Genomic DNA, 17,795 nt, shown 5'->3' with positions numbered 1-17,795 from the left:
GATATATCCTAATAAAGCCCGCTCTAGGCGGGCTCTTTCGTCATTGCTGAAAACTCACTGGCTGTTCTTTTGCAGTTCCGCTAGTGATGTTACGTCACTTTCCCGCACTGGGTTCTGCTTTATAAAGTCTGCCAGCTCTGTCTCCGCTAGCACAAGATCATCCTGCAACGCTCTCATTGCACGCTTTATGCGGGTGACTTCATCAGTCAGGCTCTCAAGATACGCTGTCTTGTGCTGTTCAAACGCCAGTTTCTTAGCCTTGAAGTCGGTTGGTGCAGTTTTAGCACCGATGGCAGCAGGTGCCTTGGTTTCAACACCTTCACCAGCAGCATCAAGCCAGCCTTTCAGGGTTTGGTAAGCTGGCTTGTGGCCGCGTTCCTTGCAGAACAGGGTGATGCCTTTGCCTGACTGCTTATACAAAGCAATGATGGCTTGAATCTGATCGTTGGTGTAGGTCTTGCTTTTGAACTCTGTCATTTCAATTTCTCCGTGTCTGTTGTGTTGCGGCGGAGAGAACCTTACAACATCCTACTAGAATAATGCTAGAACATTCTGCTTTGGTGGTGGTGACGCTTTCCCACGAGATTTCATTTCCGCCGTCAGACAGGAATGACATTCTAGGGTGCGAGCTGTCTGGTGGCTGGGAAAATAAGACAAGACGTTTTCCACACCAAACCCAAATTTTCCCAAAATTTTTGGGCCTCATCCTTATGAAGCTTGGTTTTGAAACTGGGATTTTCAAGTGAGGCTCTTAACGATGTGCGAGCGTCCAAACAAGAACCGTTCTTAATTCTAAAATAACCTATGCCCCTGTAAGCCCCTACAAGGCTCAGAAAGACACGTTGAGAGCGATCATCAGGCGACGTACTGCTGTAGGTGTGAACTGGCTACCACGGGCTGTCTGGATGCCTTTAGCATTGAGGCAATCAGCTACTGACTGAAGCGTGTTGATCTTGTCATGCAGGCAGGTGATGAGGTGTGGACGTACCATCGTTTGATAGCTGGTGACGTTCTCCATTCTCACTGTGTTGGCTGCTGCAATACTCTCTGCTGTACGTCCCTTAGCCAGAGCCTGAGCACGGTTCTGAATCGACTGCACTGCTACAGCATCACCATTGTCAGCACGCTTCTGGAGGGCTGCCAGAGCTTCACGGGTACGGCCTGCAATGAAGGCTCGTTCCTGTTCTGCCAATGCTGCAAACAAATGCAACTGGAATTTGTCAGCTAGGGGCATGGTTGCCACTTTGAAGTCAGTACGCTTCATCAGACCAGCGATGTGTTCAACATCTCTTGAAAGACGATCCAGCTTTGCAACCACCACTGGCAAACCATGTGACACGGCCTTACTGAACTCAGGGCGCTCTAGGGGATGGATGGTGCCTGACACAGCCTCACTATAGACAGCAACAACGTTCCATCCATTTTGTTGGGCTGCACGGTTGATGTACTCAAGCTGAGCCTCAAGACCTAAGCCTGATTCACCTTGCGATTTCATCGACACACGCACATACCCGATACAGTCCATTTCAAATCTCCAATCTCGTTTCTGTTGTACGGATGGTGCCACCCAGTGAGCACGATTCTAGAATGATTTCTGGAATATATCAATTGGTGGACGACCGTTGAACAACTGACATCTGCAATTTCTGCCAAATGACAAATGGAAAATCTGGTGAGCTTGCGAGCCAATCTGACATATGCCATTCGTCGCCTGCAATGGAATCTGCTTGCTTTCAGGTGTGGAGAGTGGGTTGGCCGGTGGCTGGCCTGCACCCTCAAAATCACTTTTGCAACTTTTTCCATTTCCGCCGTCGCGGGAGAAAAAGCGATACGCTTAGTACCTGCGCACTATTATGGTGCGGGAAAGGGGTTTAGAACGTTTGGAGGGGTGTTAGGCGGGAAGGGCTGGATTAGCCAATATGGCTCTAGGCCACGGAAATCAACGTGTGTAGCCACTTTGGTCAATTCGCTGTCGTAACGGCACTAAAGCTAATCCATATACTTTGCATGGGTATTTGGCAGGTTTAGCGGGGTTTGTATATCGTGAAAAGACGATAGACTTAGTGTCGCACTCTATAGACAGTAGGAAACTGGATGCTACGCATCAAGGAGAGGAACAACCTGAACTACGTTCAGAAGGTTTGCACTGGAAGAGTTACCCAGATAAAAACAAAACAGATAATACCTACCATCAGAACTGACGTTCTTGAGAGTGCTTACGACCGACAAGCCTGCTTGTCAGTGTTACTCTTTTTGAAGAGTTGGGCTTTGTTGTAAGTTAATTTATGAAAACTCACAGAAAGAGAACACTCCGCATCCTGCTATCCGTGCAAACATTCGGCTGAAGGCCGGGGCTGGATACCATTGTGACGTTGCCGTCACGGGTTAATACCACTTTCTTTTTGGGGGATTGATTTCATCAATTATTATCCCCCCATAACATTCCAAGTGTATCAACCTCAGTCGTACCGACTAGTGGTGCACCATTCCAGTGTGCGAATGCTTCACCTGAACGGAGTGATTCACCTTCTATATCCGAGCGTAATTCAACCACCTAATGTTACCTTCCCTAAAGTGGCGTTCGCTTCTCTCTCTTATCCGAGCGTAATTAAAATCCAGCCAATTCTTGCAGGGTATCCGCTTGGCCGTCGTGGTACGAATCGGCAAAGTCCACTTCGAACTGGAGCTGCTGGAGTACAGTCGGATTGCGTTCAAGGTAGAGTTCCATTCCGCCAATGGCGAACCGGGCACACTGGCAGATTCTTCGTGCTTGTTGGTCACTCATGGTGCGTAAACCTTCAAGGCGAATCACGCGCTTCATGACTTCAACACTGATCTCATCCAGCAGGCAAGCCCGTAGTACATGGGTTGGTTTTACGTTCAACTTGTCATTGCTGTCACCAGCCGCTACATAGCAGGAACCATAAACGTAATCGTCAACCCATCCACGTTTCTCAGCGTGGGCCACCTTCAACAAGCTGGCGATCTTGTTGGATTTCACTTTGGGCTTTGGTCCCCGTTTACTGCGTTGTGCATCCAGATCAATCACGCCATCCGGCAAGCCTTCCACTTCAGCTTCGGTAACGTCGGGGCGTGGCGCCGGGTCAAGCTCAAAGCTCGTGTATGCCGCTGAGGTCTTACCGACCTGGGGCAATGGATAATCGTAGAGGGCTGGAGTTGGGGCGTGAGTGGTATAGCTTCCCAGACATTCGCCAGTAGCTAAATCAAGAATCAATCCATCAATGATGCGGGTGTGCTTGCGTGCAATGCGTTTACGTTCATGTTGTTCCATGGGGTGGTTCTCCTGTTCAGTTCAATTCGATAGGCGTTACCTCGGGTATTGCCGGTTAGGGTTGGTAAATCGCAGGCAATATAAAGCCCCCTTGCAAGGCACCAATTCGGTGGTCGCGGCGGAGGCTTTAGAAATGTCTGTCTGCTCTCTGAAGCAGGTGGATAATCATACAGTATTATGACTTTCTGTCAAGTTCTTGTTGTGCTTGGCTGCGATGTATGGTTAGCGCTTGAACCTGAATAGCCCCCAACAACACAGTCACTGACCACCACCAACGAACAACTCCACAAGCATCTCCGCGATGGTCTCAATGGGCACCCCTGAACCGTAGACATCAAAAGTAATCGTGCCCGACGCATGTCCCATTACAGCCTGTGCATAAGCCGTAGGAACTCCTTTGGCTTGCATCAAGGACGCCAGCGAATGTCGCATGGAATGGAACGTTAAGCCGGGACCAAAGGACTCCCCCAGAGCCGCTGGGATTGCCTGCTGATTCGCCCACTCACCTCCGGGCCTGTAGCCAATCTGAGCCAAGGAATCCGACCGACTGACCTTGCTCGCCTCGACGTACCGCAAGAATGCTGCAAGGTCGAAACCGTAAGCTCCGTCAGTCAATGGCACCAAACGCTCACTACGCTTGTTCTTGATTGACTTCCCCTCGCCCAGCTCGTTGATGTGAATGACCGTGACACCTGATGCGAGGTTCTGAACGTCACTCACCGTCAACTGCGAGATTTCATTAAGACGCCCGCCTGTGATAGCTCCAAGGCTCAGCAACCAGCGCTTCCATGAGGTCTCTGGCAGCGTGTTGGAGTAAGCCACCAGCTTGCCTACCTGATCCTGCGTGAACGCCTTACGGCTCGACTCAGTGCCCTTTGTGAGCTTTAGTTTCTTGTCGTAGGACTTGGATATATGACCGTTTTCAACCGACCATGCGAGGACTGCTGACAGCTTTACTAGCAGCTTATTGACCGTTGAGGGCATGCGGCCATCTGAAAGACGATCCCGCAGCGCCACAAGATCAGCCCGTGAGTGGGTCCGCATGTCCAGCTCACCGAGAGCCAGCCCGAGTACCCTGTGGCAAATCGTGGTCTCTTTAAGAGTAGAGGCCTTTTGGTCTTGCCCACGGTCAGCCACATAGAGAGCTGAAAGGGCCTCAAAGGTTACTGCGGAAGCCATTACAGATAAGGACACAGGAGCCCTCGCTACTGACTTCACGGGTCGCGTAGAGCCGCCCACAGAGCATGAGTGGCTATCATGCAATCCGCCCCACACCTGCGTAACGTCACCTTCACGCCCAGACTCAAACAGCTCCACTGAGACCAACCGGAAGTGTTCCTTCAGCTTGCTCCAAGAGGCGTCAGGGTTCTCCAAGTGAAAGCCCCTGACGAACTCCGTAAGCTGCTCTGCGGCCTCCATAGCCGCCCTTCTGTTGCTGGTCTTTAGCGAAACCGAAGCGAGATCAGTGGTGCTACCTGTGGCCCTGAGACGCATGTAGTAAATACCGTTGCGTCGGTAGTGATACGGCTTAGCAAGCCTTGTGGTCGGCTTCACGGGAAACGTAAGACTGGTAACAGTGCTTGATACAGCAGATCGAACTTCAAGGATACTCATGGCGGTTAGCCCCCGTATTCATTGGGTTAACCTGTTTTCCTTGAAGTTCTGGATGTACTGCCGCGAGGACCTGCGCAAGCTCAAGCGGATCACCCTGTTATGGGATTACATCCGCGAGGTCACCGAGCAGAATCAGGGCCTGCTGATGGGAGAAAGCCGGGAGATGCTGTTTGCCGATTACTGACCTTTCAGCTTGTCGGCTCGCTGGCTTCCTTTAGCTCCAGCATCAGCCCGCTCAAGCGTTTGACCCGGCGTTTCACCGCCTCTTCAAACACGCCTGCACGCGACTCGATCAAGGTGAACCAGTCCTTGGCGCGGGTAATTCCGGTGTAGATCAACTCTTTAGTGAGCACCGGGTTCAAGGCATCGGGAAGAATCAACGCGGTATGCGCGAACTCCGAGCCCTGGGATTTATGCACGGTCATGGCGTACACGGTTTCGACATCATTCAGGCGACTGGGCAGGACAAATCGCACGCCACCCTGGCCATCATTGCGTGGGAATGCCACACGCAGAACCTGTTTTCCAGTCCCGTGGCCTTCCTGCTCCGGGAGCTTGAGGGCAATGCCGATATCGCCGTTCATCAAACCCAGCCCGTAATCGTTGCGGGTCATCAGGACAGGGCGACCTTCGTACCACTGCTGGTCGCTGTCGATCAGACGCGCCCTGAGCAATGCCTCCGTCACCCGCTGGTTCAAGCCCTCCACACCCCACGGTCCCTTGCGCACGGCACATAACAACTGGAACGCGTCGAAGGCCTGCAGCACTTGTCGGGCCCAATCAATCCAGCGTGAATCTTCCAGCGGGCTGTCCAGTGGCGGCCGCTGTTTGCGCAGCACGCTCAGGTAATGTCGATAACCCTGCGGACCCTCACCATGGCCGTCGAGAAGCAAGCGTTCCAGGGCCCGATCCTGCTCCCCCTTGAGGGCCAGGCAATACACATCGTCATGGCTTCGCGCCGACAACAACTTGCGGGCCTCTTCGGGTTGCTGCTGGTTGACCCAACGAGCCAGTTGGCCAATGCCGCTGCCCTCACCGAATCGCCGGGAATGGCGCAACATCACGACCTGTTGGGCCAATGGATGAGTGCCCTGCGCGTCCTCCTGCAACCCGCTGGCCTGCAGGTTTTCGCCACTGACGGCTTCCAGCCACTGGCGTGTCTGCGGGCTGTACCAGCCAGCCTCTGCATCGCGACACAGGTCCCCCAGCACCGCACCGGCTTCTACCGAAGCCAATTGATCCTTGTCACCCAACAGCACAAGGCGCGCATGGGCCGGCAAGGCGTCGAGCAGGTTAGCCATCATTTCCAGGTCGATCATCGAAGCCTCGTCCACCACCAACACATCCAGCGGCAGGCGATTGCCCGCGTGGTGTCGAAAATGACGAGTCCCGGGCCGGCTGCCGAGCAGGCGGTGAACGGTGGTGACATCGGAGGGGATCTTGTCTCGTATGTCTTGGGTAACCTTCAAGGTCCGGACTTGCTGGCTGATGGATTCTGTCAGACGCGCCGCGGCCTTGCCGGTCGGTGCGGCGAGGCGAATGCGCAGGGGCATGCCAGCCTCGACCGCCGGCGCCTGGAGCAACGCCAGCAAGCGCACGACGGTGGTGGTCTTGCCGGTTCCCGGCCCCCCCGTGACGATGCTGAATGCGCTGCGGGTCGCCAGGGCGCAGGCCAGCTTCTGCCAGTCGATCACTTCACCAGGCCGGGCAGGACCAAACAACCCGGTGAGGCGCTGGAGCAAGTCATTCGGCGTGAATTCGTGTTGCGTCAAACGCTCGCGCAACGAAAGGTCGATCCGCCGTTCGTAGGCCCAATAGCGGCGCAGGTACAAGCGTTTGCCCGATAAAACCAAAGGCCGGTCGCGCACGTTGTCACGACTGTCAGCGGCCAGTGCGACCAGGTTGCTGGCGGCCAGCACCTTGCACCAATGAGCACCGTCCAGCGATCCCAGCAACTGCGAGGGCAACAGCATCGCGCCGCCTTGCACGTCACCTTCGGGTGGTAACGACAGGGCGAAGTCCGGTTCTTTCAGCGTCTCGAACAGATCGAGGCAGACATGCCCGTGGCCCAATTGGTGGCTGGTCAGCGCGGCTGCCAGCAACACCAACGGATCATCTTCCGGGGCCAGTTCATGCAGAAACGCCACAAAGGCTTTGTCCAGCGCGCGCAACCAGCCGCGCTCGACCCAACGCGTGAGCAACAACAGCAAGTCGTCGGCACGACTCAGAGGCGCCAGATCGGCCAGGCTTTCGGCTGCCAGCGATGTGGGCAACAAATCGGCGAATGTGCGATTCATAACAGTACTCCCTGTTCCCAGGCGGGCTCGGCCTTGGGCTCTGGCTTGCCCTGGAACAGCCTGTCCAGACGCTCGATCAGTTCTCTTGGCGGCCGGGCGAAAAACACACCCTGGCTGGCCGCACGCGTACCCCGCAAAAACAGGTACAACGCACCGCCGACATGTCGGTCGTAGTCGTAATCGGCGAGCCGCGCCTTGAGCTGGCGGTGCAGGGCCAACAGGTACAACACGTATTGCAGGTCATAACGGTTGTCGAGAATCGACTGTTCCATGGCCTGTGCGGTGTAGGCCGCATCATCGACGCCGAGCCAGTTGGATTTGTAGTCGGCAACGTAATAGCGGCCGTCAAGTTCGAACGTCAGGTCGATGAAGCCCTTGAACATGCCGTTGAGCAATACAGGTTCCGCGGCCACCCGGGCCACGCCGTTATGGGTGTATTGGCACACCAGCGCATCGAGCTTGAGCACATCGACCTTATGGCTGGCGAACCAGAACTCCATCTCGACCTGATACTGCGTCAACTGGCTGAATATCACCGGCGCCTGACCGCCGCCCAGTTGCAACGGCGACTTGAGCAGATGCTGCAGCCAGTCACTCAAGGTGCTGATCCAGCCCTCCCAGCCTCGACGGTTGCAGCGACGGGCAATGGCGTCGATAACCTCTTGTGGTGCCGCATCAAAACCCTCACCTCCCGCCCACTCGAGCAAGCCATGGAGGAAGGTGCCGGGGTTCGGGCCGCGCGGGAAGCGATGGATATCGCCGCCACCGGCCACCACTTCCCTGGGGGCCTGCGGGTCGAGGCGTTCGTCATCGAACAGTTTTTGCGCCTGCGGGCTCTCCGGCGCCTCGTCGGTGCCGACACTCAGGGTGTCGCCAATACGCAACGCGCTGTAGGAAGCGATCCACCAGTTTTCACTGGCCTTGCGCTTCGGAACCAGCGGCACCAGCAGCGCCGCGTCGTTTTGCGGTGGTCGGTAATGCTCTGCAGTCGCTTCAGGCATCTCGGCATACGCCAGCGCCGGGCAGTCCTGTTGCAGATCCTGCAACCAACGCTGCAATGCCGGGGGCTCGGCCAATGGCGCACCGCCGCCCAGCAGATAACCCAATGCCGACAGATGCAGCACCGAGCCATTGTTGTTGCCACGCTTGAGGTCAGCCACCCCCAGCCAGCAAGCGTGTTGCGCCCGGGTCAGGGCGACATAGAGCAAGCGCAGATCCTCGGCCAGGCGCTCATCGTCAGCAAGGGCAATCAACTCAGTTGTCGGCTTCAACGTGACCAGGGCATTGCCGGATTCATCGTGGTAGTGCAATGGCAGGCGACTGCCATCCACCGGTTTCGCCGAGCAAATGAACGGCAGGAACACCAAGGGGTATTCAAGGCCTTTGGACTTGTGAATGGTCACGACCTTGACCAATTGCTCATCGCTTTCCAGACGCAGGATCTGCTCTTCGCCAGCCTGCCCGGACAACGCCAGATGCTCGGACAAATGCCGGATCAGGGCTTGCTCGCCATCGAGTTCCGCGGCGGCTTGTTGCAGCAGTTCGAAAAGGTGCAGAAGGTTGGTCAAGACGCGCTCGCCGTCACTGCGGGCGATCAACGCCTGGGGCAGGTGGAAGTCGTGCAGCAGGCGTCGCAGCATCGGCAGTACGCCCTGCTTGCGCCAGACTTCGCGATAGCCACGGAACTGCATGACCCGGGATTCCCAGGCCAACTCGTCCTGATTCAGCCGCTCCAGCTCAGTCAGCGAAAGGTTCAACGTGATGCTGGCCAACGCAGCCCGCAGCGGTCGCTCGACATCCGGCTCGGCGCAGGCCTTGAGCCAGGTCAGCACGTCATGCGCCTCCTGGGCGGCGAACACCGAGTCCTTGTCCGACAGGTAAACACTGCGCACGCCACGGGCGGCCAATTGCGCACGAACCGCCTGCGCCTCCTTGCCGTCGCGCACCAGGATGGCGATGTCCGCCGGCAGCAGGCCCCTGAAGGCTTTGCCATCCTGGGTGAACCCCGCTTGCCCCTGCTGTCCGCCATTGAGCAATGCCGTGATTTCACTGGCGCAGGCCGCCGCCAGGTGTTGCCGGTACACCGCTCCGGACAACGGTTGTTCGGCCGGCAAGTGCCAGATGTTCAAGGCAGGGATTACCTGGTCATTGATGCGCAAGACTTCCTTGCGGCCCAGGGAGGCAACCGGCGTGAACGGAACCGGGTTGTCGCCATTCTTCTCCCGAAAGAGGAAAGCGCCGCGGCCTGACTCCCGGGCTTCGGCGCGCTCGAACACATGGTTCACCGCGTTGACCATGCCATGGCTCGAGCGGAAGTTGGTGCCAAGGGTGTGCAGGCGGCCGGTGGTGGCCTGGCGGGCGCGCAGGTAAGTATGGATGTCGGCACCGCGAAAAGCGTAGATCGCCTGTTTCGGGTCGCCGATCAGGAACAGACCGCACTCGGGGCTGTTCTCTTCAATGCGGTAGATGCTCTCGAAGATTCGGTATTGCACCGGGTCGGTGTCCTGGAACTCATCGATCAGGGCGACCGGAAACTGTTCTCGAATCAGGGTTGCCAGTCGTTCGCCGCCATCGGACTGCAAGGCCGCATCAAGGCGCAGCAACATGTCGTCGAAACCCATTTCCGCGCGGCGACGCTTCTCTTCCTCGAATCGCGCCCCGACCCAGCGGGCCGCATGTTGCAGTACGGCGGCATCAGGCGTTGGCAGCCCATCGAGACAGGCCTTGAGGCCGGCCATCGCATCGAGCCCCGGATGTCGAGGTGCTTCGCCTTTCCAGGCTTCAGCCATGCCATCCGGGGTCAGGCGAGTGAAACCGGTGCCAATATCCAGTTGCTCAAGGGATTCGTCCTCGGCCCAGGCTTTGATCTTTTCAAACCAGGGCTCGAAATAGCGTGCCTGCATCTTGCGACCGTCGACACTCTTGCTGGCTACGCCCTGGTGACAGATGGCAAGCAACTCGTCCGCCCACTGCAGCCAGGGCTTCTTGAGTTCGATCAGGGCAACCCGGCGCTCTTGCAAGCATTGCGAAATCACTTCGGCGGGTTCTTTCCCTTCAAGGGTATCCCGCTCGCTGGCGAACAGCGCACGAATCCGCGGCAGCAGCGCAGCCGGCCCGCCCCAATTGCTGCGCACCCAATTCAAGGCGTCACCTTGCATCGGGTAACAGAACAGCCGCCAGTAATCGCGCAGGACCTCCCCCAACAAGTCGCTGTGGTCGGTTTCCAGGGTCTGGGTAAACAGGCTGCCGCTGTCGAATGCGTGCTCGCGCAACATGCGCTGGCACCAACTGTGGATGGTCGACACCGCCGCCTCGTCCATCCACTGGGCGGCGATATCCAGGCGGTTTGCGCACCCCGGCCATTGCTCGGGCAGGTACTGATCACGCAACTCGGCAATCAGGCTGTCGGGGGCCGGTGTTTCATCGCGGAAATATCGTGCGGCCTCGGCGAGCCGCGTGCGAATGCGTTCGCGCAGCTCTTTGGTCGCGGCGTCGGTGAACGTCACGACGAGGATTTGCGGCGGCAACAACTCACGTCCGAAACCACTGTCCTCCCCGCCGTTGCCCAGCACCAGGCGCAGGTACAACGCGGAAATGGTGAAGGTCTTGCCGGTCCCGGCGCTGGCTTCGATCAGTTGACTGCCGCGCAGCGGGAATGCCAGGGCCAGAGGTGTCTTCTTGCTCATCAGCGCGACTCCTCGCTGGACAGTGAATGCCAGGGTGCTTCAAGAAGCGGGCGATAGAGCGCGTCACACCACTGGGGGAACGTCTCGTCGGCGACCAAGGCATCGTAATCGGCGAATTGACGCGCGAGTGCCGGGCTTTCGCGGCGCTCTCCGTCCGTCGTCTGCCCATCACCTTCATAGGCCTTGCGCGCAGCGGCCTCGGCTTTGACCGGGTCGGTTTGCCCCAGCCACGCGAAGGCTGTCTTCACCGCGATCGGCAGAGGCTGGCGCATCCCCGACTGCCAGTCCATCAACAGGTCACCGAGAATTGTCCGCGCCGTGGACTGCTCCAGTGGACCGAGCAACAGGCTGTCGTCGCTGGCCACCAATGCGGTAGTCAGCGCCATGCCACTGGCACAAGCCATCAGATGATTGACCCACGGGCGTGTCAGTCGATGCCATTTGCGCGACTTGATCGAGCCGATACTGTTGGGGATCGTGGTGACAGACAACAAACCACCATCAGCACGCTGATGCAGGCCGCTGAGCCAGCCCTCAATGTGCAGGCCTTGCAGCTCAATACTGACGGGCAACGCGCTGCTGAGCGGTGTTGGCCACAACGCCAGGAGCTGTTGGTGGCGTTGCAGCAAGTCAGGTAATGGCTCGATCAACTCGCGTTGCAGGCACTCACCGAATCCGGCCATGGGCAGCAGCCCGCTGTTCTGCAAACGTTTCGCCTGATCCTCCAATGCCTGTCCGGTATTTCCCGGATCTGCCAGCGCCGCTTCGAGCAAACGGTCGCTGAGGCTGTAACGCTGCAACGCATCCAGGACAAAAGGCTCTTCATCGGCCAACGGCACTTCGGCCGCCTCGAAGAAGACCTTCAGTCGCTGGGTGAAAAAGTGCCGTATCGGATTGCGCAGGAAATCCTGCAGTTGACCGAGACTGAGTGGTTCGTCCTGAACGTGGGGGCCGAGCACTTCGGCGCTTGCCTGTTGCTCTGTCGCTTGATGAAGGACCTGCCATTCGATCGCGTAGCTGAACGACTCATCCCCTTCGTGAAAGTAGCGAGCACTGAAGGGTTGCAATGGGTGTTCGCGGGTCATGGCTTCCAGCAGATCCTCGTCGCCTTGCAGCAATCGCCAACCGCTGGCCAAGTGATCACGCAACTGGCCGATCAGCACCGAAGCAGGCCGCTCGCTGTTGTCGCGGATGCTGCGGCCCACCCAACTGATGTAGAGCTGGTCCCTTGCCGACAGCAAGGCTTCCAGCAACAGGTAGCGGTCATCTTCGCGCCGGGAGCGGTCGCCCGGACGGTAATCACTGCCCATCAGATCGAAATCCAGCGGCGGTTGCGCGCGCGGATAATCGCCGTCATTCATGCCCAGCAGGCACACCAGTTTGAACGGGATCGCGCGCATGGGCATCAAGGTGCAGAAGTTGACCGCACCGGCCAGAAAACGCTGGGACAAACGGCCCTGATCCAGACCTGCAAGCCAGGCTTCACGGACGACGGTCAGCGGCAACTCATCCTGCAACCCGACGGATTCGCAGGTCTCGAGCCAGGTCTCACGCAGCTCTTCAAGTTGGGCCAGCAAATAGTCATCGTGTTCGTTACTAGCAAGGAAGAACAACTGCACCAACGCCTGCAAGCGCAAGCCCCATTGCCCCGGTGATGCCGGCTGAGAGAGTTCGTGGTGAGCCACTTCCAGCGCGTCGAGCAACGCAACCAGCGGACCGATGAGCGCAGCGTCCAGGCCACCGATCTCGTCGTAGGGTTCGATACCCTCATAAGCATCGGCGCTGCCAACGGCATAACCGAGCAACATCCGTCGCAAGCCGAAACGCCAGCTGTTTTGCTCCAGTTCATTGGGCAGCCCGAGCCCGGCGCGTTGCTCGGCATTCATGCCCCAGCGAATGCCGGCGCCTTCGATCCAGCGGTGCAGCGTCGGCAGGTCACGCTCCTCGACAACAAAGCGAGCGCGCAGTGCCGGGACGTCCAGCAGATCGAGAATCTCACTGACGGGGAATCGGCTGTCAGGCAGCTTGAGCAGGTGCTCCACAGCAATCAGCAATGGATCGCGACCACGCTGGCCCTGGTCAGCCAGGGTAAACGGAATGAAGCGTGGGTCCTGGCGGTCAAGCTGACCAAACACGGCACGAATATGCGGTGCGTAGCTGTCGATGTCCGGGACCATCACGATGATGTCCCGGGGCCGCAATGTCGGGTCGGCGCTGAAGCGCGCGAGCAGTTGATCGTGGAGGATCTCGACTTCTCGCTGGGCGCTGTGGGCGATGTGAAAACGGATCGATTCGTCCTTCTCAAGATCGATTGCGGACCAATGCTCCCGTGTCTCGTTGAGGGGACGCAACTCGAGAATGTCGTCCTGTAACTGGTTAAGCACGTTCAGCGGCTGACCGTCACTGAACAGGTCGATACGCCCGTCGCGGAATGCCGAACGATAGCTGTTGGGATCGTCATAACTGTCGAGCAGGTTGATGTAGTCCCGCCCCTGCTTGCCCCAGGCGGCCAGCAGTGGGTGAGCATGCTGATGCAGGGTTTGCGGATCGATCACTACCGGCATGCCGCTTTTGCGGGCCTGACGCTTGTATTGATGCCGCAACAGGTCTTTATCGGCGACGATGTCTGCCCAATGGTGACGACACGGGTTATGTACACACAGCAGGACCTGGCTGAATCGTGCCAGTCCAGCCAGTGCTTCCAGGGCTTGGGCAGGCAGGGAAGAAATCCCGAAAACGATCACTCGCGAGGGCAATCCCTTGGGAGCTGTTTCGAGGTTATTGATGCGCTCGACAAATCGCTGATGGACACCTGCACGGCTTTGCGCCATGCCTTCTGCTCCCACATCCTGCAAGAGTGCGCGCCATAACTCTGCCTGCCAGCAATTGGCCGGGGTCAGGTATTTGGCTTCGCCCCTGGCGTTTCTTGTTTGATGGCGACCTTGCGCCCAGTCTTCGAGCCAGTCGGCTCGGTACACCTGGTATTGGTCGAACAGATCCGCCAGACGCTCAGCCAATTGATAGCGTTTACGCAGGTCGGTGTCGTGGGTCAGGAAACGCTGCAGCGGCTCGAAGTGCGGTTGGTTGATCAACTGCGGCAGCAGGCGCATCAGACGCCAGGTCAGCGGGGCTTTATCGAGCAGGGACTTGACCGGAATTTCGTCGCGGCCAAGGACCATGCGATAGAGCTGCCACATGAAGCTGCCGGGCAACTGCACGTCGATGGCGGCAGCGATGCCGCAGCCTCCCATGTCGTCTTCTTCAGAATCTTCCGCCAGTGCCAGCTTCAGCCATTGGGCAATGCCATTGCTTTGCACCAACGCGATTTCATTCTCCAGGGGAGCCAGCGGGTAGCGGCGCATCCAGCTGACCACCAGGCTGCGCAACTCGTCCAGGCGGTTGCCGTGAACCACCATAAAACCAGCACTGAGGGACGTCGCGTCCGGCATAAAGGCTTCCTTGGAAAACACAAATCGAGGGACGACTTTAGCATTGAAGGCGACTTGCTGTAGGAGTGAGCTTGCTCCAGGCGGCGTTCCGACGATGGTCGTCAACGCTGACGCTAACTTGCTGATGCCCCGCGCCGTCCTGAAGTCCATCGCGAGCGAGCTCGCTCCTACATGGCGGACAAAAACAAAACCCCTACCTGCATACGCAGATAGGGGTTTCGGAATTTAATCTTGACGATGACCTACTCTCACATGGGGAAACCCCACACTACCATCGGCGATGCATCGTTTCACTGCTGAGTTCGGGATGGGATCAGGTGGTTCCAACGCTCTATGGTCGTCAAGAAATTCGGGTACTGAGTCGTGACCAGATGGCCTCGCTTCAGCAAATTGGGTATGTGACAGCTTTCGGTGTTTTGTGAGTATCTCGAACTTTCGGTTCGTTTCGTCTTCACACACCGCAATCTGATGCCTCTTTCGAAGTAAGCAAATTGCTTGGGTGTTATATGGTCAAGCCTCACGGGCAATTAGTATTGGTTAGCTCAACGCCTCACAGCGCTTACACACCCAACCTATCAACGTCGTAGTCTTCGACGGCCCTTCAGGGGACTCAAGGTCCCAGTGAGATCTCATCTTGAGGCAAGTTTCCCGCTTAGATGCTTTCAGCGGTTATCTTTTCCGAACATAGCTACCCGGCAATGCCACTGGCGTGACAACCGGAACACCAGAGGTTCGTCCACTCCGGTCCTCTCGTACTAGGAGCAGCCCCTCTCAAATCTCAAACGTCCACGGCAGATAGGGACCGAACTGTCTCACGACGTTCTAAACCCAGCTCGCGTACCACTTTAAATGGCGAACAGCCATACCCTTGGGACCGGCTTCAGCCCCAGGATGTGATGAGCCGACATCGAGGTGCCAAACACCGCCGTCGATATGAACTCTTGGGCGGTATCAGCCTGTTATCCCCGGAGTACCTTTTATCCGTTGAGCGATGGCCCTTCCATACAGAACCACCGGATCACTAAGACCTACTTTCGTACCTGCTCGACGTGTCTGTCTCGCAGTCAAGCGCGCTTTTGCCTTTATACTCTACGACCGATTTCCGACCGGTCTGAGCGCACCTTCGTACTCCTCCGTTACTCTTTAGGAGGAGACCGCCCCAGTCAAACTACCCACCATACACTGTCCTCGATCCGGATAACGGACCTGAGTTAGAACCTCAAAGTTGCCAGGGTGGTATTTCAAGGTTGGCTCCACGCGAACTGGCGTCCACGCTTCAAAGCCTCCCACCTATCCTACACAAGCAAATTCAAAGTCCAGTGCAAAGCTATAGTAAAGGTTCACGGGGTCTTTCCGTCTAGCCGCGGATACACTGCATCTTCACAGCGATTTCAATTTCACTGAGTCTCGGGTGGAGACAGCGCCGCCATCGTTACGCCATTCGTGCAGGTCGGAACTTACCCGACAAGGAATTTCGCTACCTTAGGACCGTTATAGTTACGGCCGCCGTTTACCGGGGCTTCGATCAAGAGCTTCGCGTTAGCTAACCCCATCAATTAACCTTCCGGCACCGGGCAGGCGTCACACCCTATACGTCCACTTTCGTGTTTGCAGAGTGCTGTGTTTTTAATAAACAGTCGCAGCGGCCTGGTATCTTCGACCGGCGTGGGCTTACGGAGCAAGTCCTTCACCCTCACCGGCGCACCTTCTCCCGAAGTTACGGTGCCATTTTGCCTAGTTCCTTCACCCGAGTTCTCTCAAGCGCCTTGGTATTCTCTACCCAACCACCTGTGTCGGTTTGGGGTACGGTTCCTGGTTACCTGAAGCTTAGAAGCTTTTCTTGGAAGCATGGCATCAACCACTTCGTGTTCTAAAAGAACACTCGTCATCAGCTCTCGGCCTTGGAATCCCGGATTTACCTAAGATTCCAGCCTACCACCTTAAACTTGGACAACCAACGCCAAGCTGGCCTAGCCTTCTCCGTCCCTCCATCGCAATAACCAGAAGTACAGGAATATTAACCTGTTTTCCATCGACTACGCTTTTCAGCCTCGCCTTAGGGACCGACTAACCCTGCGTCGATTAACGTTGCGCAGGAAACCTTGGTCTTTCGGCGTGGGTGTTTTTCACACCCATTGTCGTTACTCATGTCAGCATTCGCACTTCTGATACCTCCAGCAAGCTTCTCAACTCACCTTCACAGGCTTACAGAACGCTCCTCTACCGCATCACCCGAAGGTGATACCCGTAGCTTCGGTGTATGGTTTGAGCCCCGTTACATCTTCCGCGCAGGCCGACTCGACTAGTGAGCTATTACGCTTTCTTTAAAGGGTGGCTGCTTCTAAGCCAACCTCCTAGCTGTCTAAGCCTTCCCACATCGTTTCCCACTTAACCATAACTTTGGGACCTTAGCTGACGGTCTGGGTTGTTTCCCTTTTCACGACGGACGTTAGCACCCGCCGTGTGTCTCCCATGCTCGGCACTTGTAGGTATTCGGAGTTTGCATCGGTTTGGTAAGTCGGGATGACCCCCTAGCCGAAACAGTGCTCTACCCCCTACAGTGATACATGAGGCGCTACCTAAATAGCTTTCGAGGAGAACCAGCTATCTCCGAGCTTGATTAGCCTTTCACTCCGATCCACAGGTCATCCGCTAACTTTTCAACGGTAGTCGGTTCGGTCCTCCAGTTAGTGTTACCCAACCTTCAACCTGCCCATGGATAGATCGCCCGGTTTCGGGTCTATTCCCAGCGACTAGACGCCCTATTAAGACTCGCTTTCGCTACGCCTCCCCTATTCGGTTAAGCTCGCCACTGAAAATAAGTCGCTGACCCATTATACAAAAGGTACGCAGTCACCCAACAAAGTGGGCTCCCACTGCTTGTACGCATACGGTTTCAGGATCTATTTCACTCCCCTCTCCGGGGTTCTTTTCGCCTTTCCCTCACGGTACTAGTTCACTATCGGTCAGTCAGTAGTATTTAGCCTTGGAGGATGGTCCCCCCATATTCAGACAAAGTTTCTCGTGCTCCGTCCTACTCGATTTCATGACCAAGAGATTTTCGCGTACAGGGCTATCACCCACTATGGCCGCACTTTCCAGAGCGTTCCGCTAATCTCAAAGCCACTTAAGGGCTAGTCCCCGTTCGCTCGCCACTACTAAGGGAATCTCGGTTGATTTCTTTTCCTCAGGGTACTTAGATGTTTCAGTTCCCCTGGTTCGCCTCTTGCACCTATGTATTCAGTACAAGATAACCATCTTATGATGGCTGGGTTCCCCCATTCAGACATCTCCGGATCAAAGTCTGTTTGCCGACTCCCCGAAGCTTTTCGCAGGCTACCACGTCTTTCATCGCCTCTGACTGCCAAGGCATCCACCGTATGCGCTTCTTCACTTGACCATATAACCCCAAGCAATCTGGTTATACTATGAAGACGACATTCGCCGAAAATTCGAT

Annotated in this window: 7 protein-coding genes, 2 rRNA genes and 1 pseudogene; 1 reads left to right on the top strand and 9 read right to left on the bottom strand. The window is 56.7% G+C overall.

Translation table 11 applies throughout. The features are described from left to right. Window positions 1-54: 54 nt before the first annotated feature. From AC3ITY_RS03300 to AC3ITY_RS03285, 4 genes are all read right to left on the bottom strand, one after another. Entirely contained in the window at window positions 55-477 is a 423-nt protein-coding gene (locus AC3ITY_RS03300) for a hypothetical protein (protein ID WP_489307597.1), read from the bottom strand. A 352-nt stretch (window positions 478-829) separates the two neighbouring features. Next, window positions 830-1,525, bottom strand: a complete 696-nt coding sequence (locus tag AC3ITY_RS03295; RefSeq protein WP_489307596.1) for a recombinase family protein — start codon at window positions 1,523-1,525, stop codon at window positions 830-832. 1,083 nt (window positions 1,526-2,608) lie between these two features. Further along, complete coding sequence (locus AC3ITY_RS03290) at window positions 2,609-3,292, bottom strand: hypothetical protein (protein WP_489307594.1); 684 nt, start codon at window positions 3,290-3,292, stop codon at window positions 2,609-2,611. A gap of 258 nt (window positions 3,293-3,550) precedes the next feature. Then, on the bottom strand, window positions 3,551-4,336 hold the full coding sequence (locus AC3ITY_RS03285; protein ID WP_489307592.1) for a tyrosine-type recombinase/integrase: 786 nt from the start codon (window positions 4,334-4,336) through the stop codon (window positions 3,551-3,553). 613 nt (window positions 4,337-4,949) lie between these two features. Between AC3ITY_RS03285 and AC3ITY_RS03280 the strand changes: the two are divergent. Beyond that, window positions 4,950-5,090: pseudogene (locus tag AC3ITY_RS03280) on the top strand (LysR family transcriptional regulator); the annotation flags it as partial. 4 nt (window positions 5,091-5,094) lie between these two features. Here AC3ITY_RS03280 and recD read toward each other — a convergent pair. The 5 genes from recD to AC3ITY_RS03255 form a co-directional block, all read right to left on the bottom strand. After that, complete coding sequence (gene recD / locus AC3ITY_RS03275; RefSeq protein WP_489307591.1) at window positions 5,095-7,203, bottom strand: exodeoxyribonuclease V subunit alpha; 2,109 nt, start codon at window positions 7,201-7,203, stop codon at window positions 5,095-5,097. After that, a complete protein-coding gene (recB, locus tag AC3ITY_RS03270; protein ID WP_489307590.1) occupies window positions 7,200-10,889 on the bottom strand; it encodes an exodeoxyribonuclease V subunit beta in 3,690 nt (1,229 codons plus the stop codon). Before recB ends, recD begins: the two co-directional genes overlap by 4 nt. Beyond that, window positions 10,889-14,338 (bottom strand): exodeoxyribonuclease V subunit gamma, encoded by a 3,450-nt coding sequence (gene recC / locus AC3ITY_RS03265; protein WP_489307589.1) that lies wholly within the window; start codon window positions 14,336-14,338, stop codon window positions 10,889-10,891. Before recC ends, recB begins: the two co-directional genes overlap by 1 nt. Window positions 14,339-14,567: 229 nt before the next feature. Next, window positions 14,568-14,683: ribosomal RNA gene (rrf, locus tag AC3ITY_RS03260) — 5S ribosomal RNA — on the bottom strand. A 161-nt stretch (window positions 14,684-14,844) separates the two neighbouring features. Beyond that, window positions 14,845-17,738, bottom strand: a 23S ribosomal RNA gene (locus AC3ITY_RS03255). Between the last annotated feature and the right edge of the window lie 57 nt (window positions 17,739-17,795).

This window comes from Pseudomonas sp. GL_091 (genome assembly GCF_057837725.1).
The sequence above is the reverse complement of the archived record's forward strand: the minus strand, read 5'-3'. Positions and strand labels throughout refer to the sequence as shown.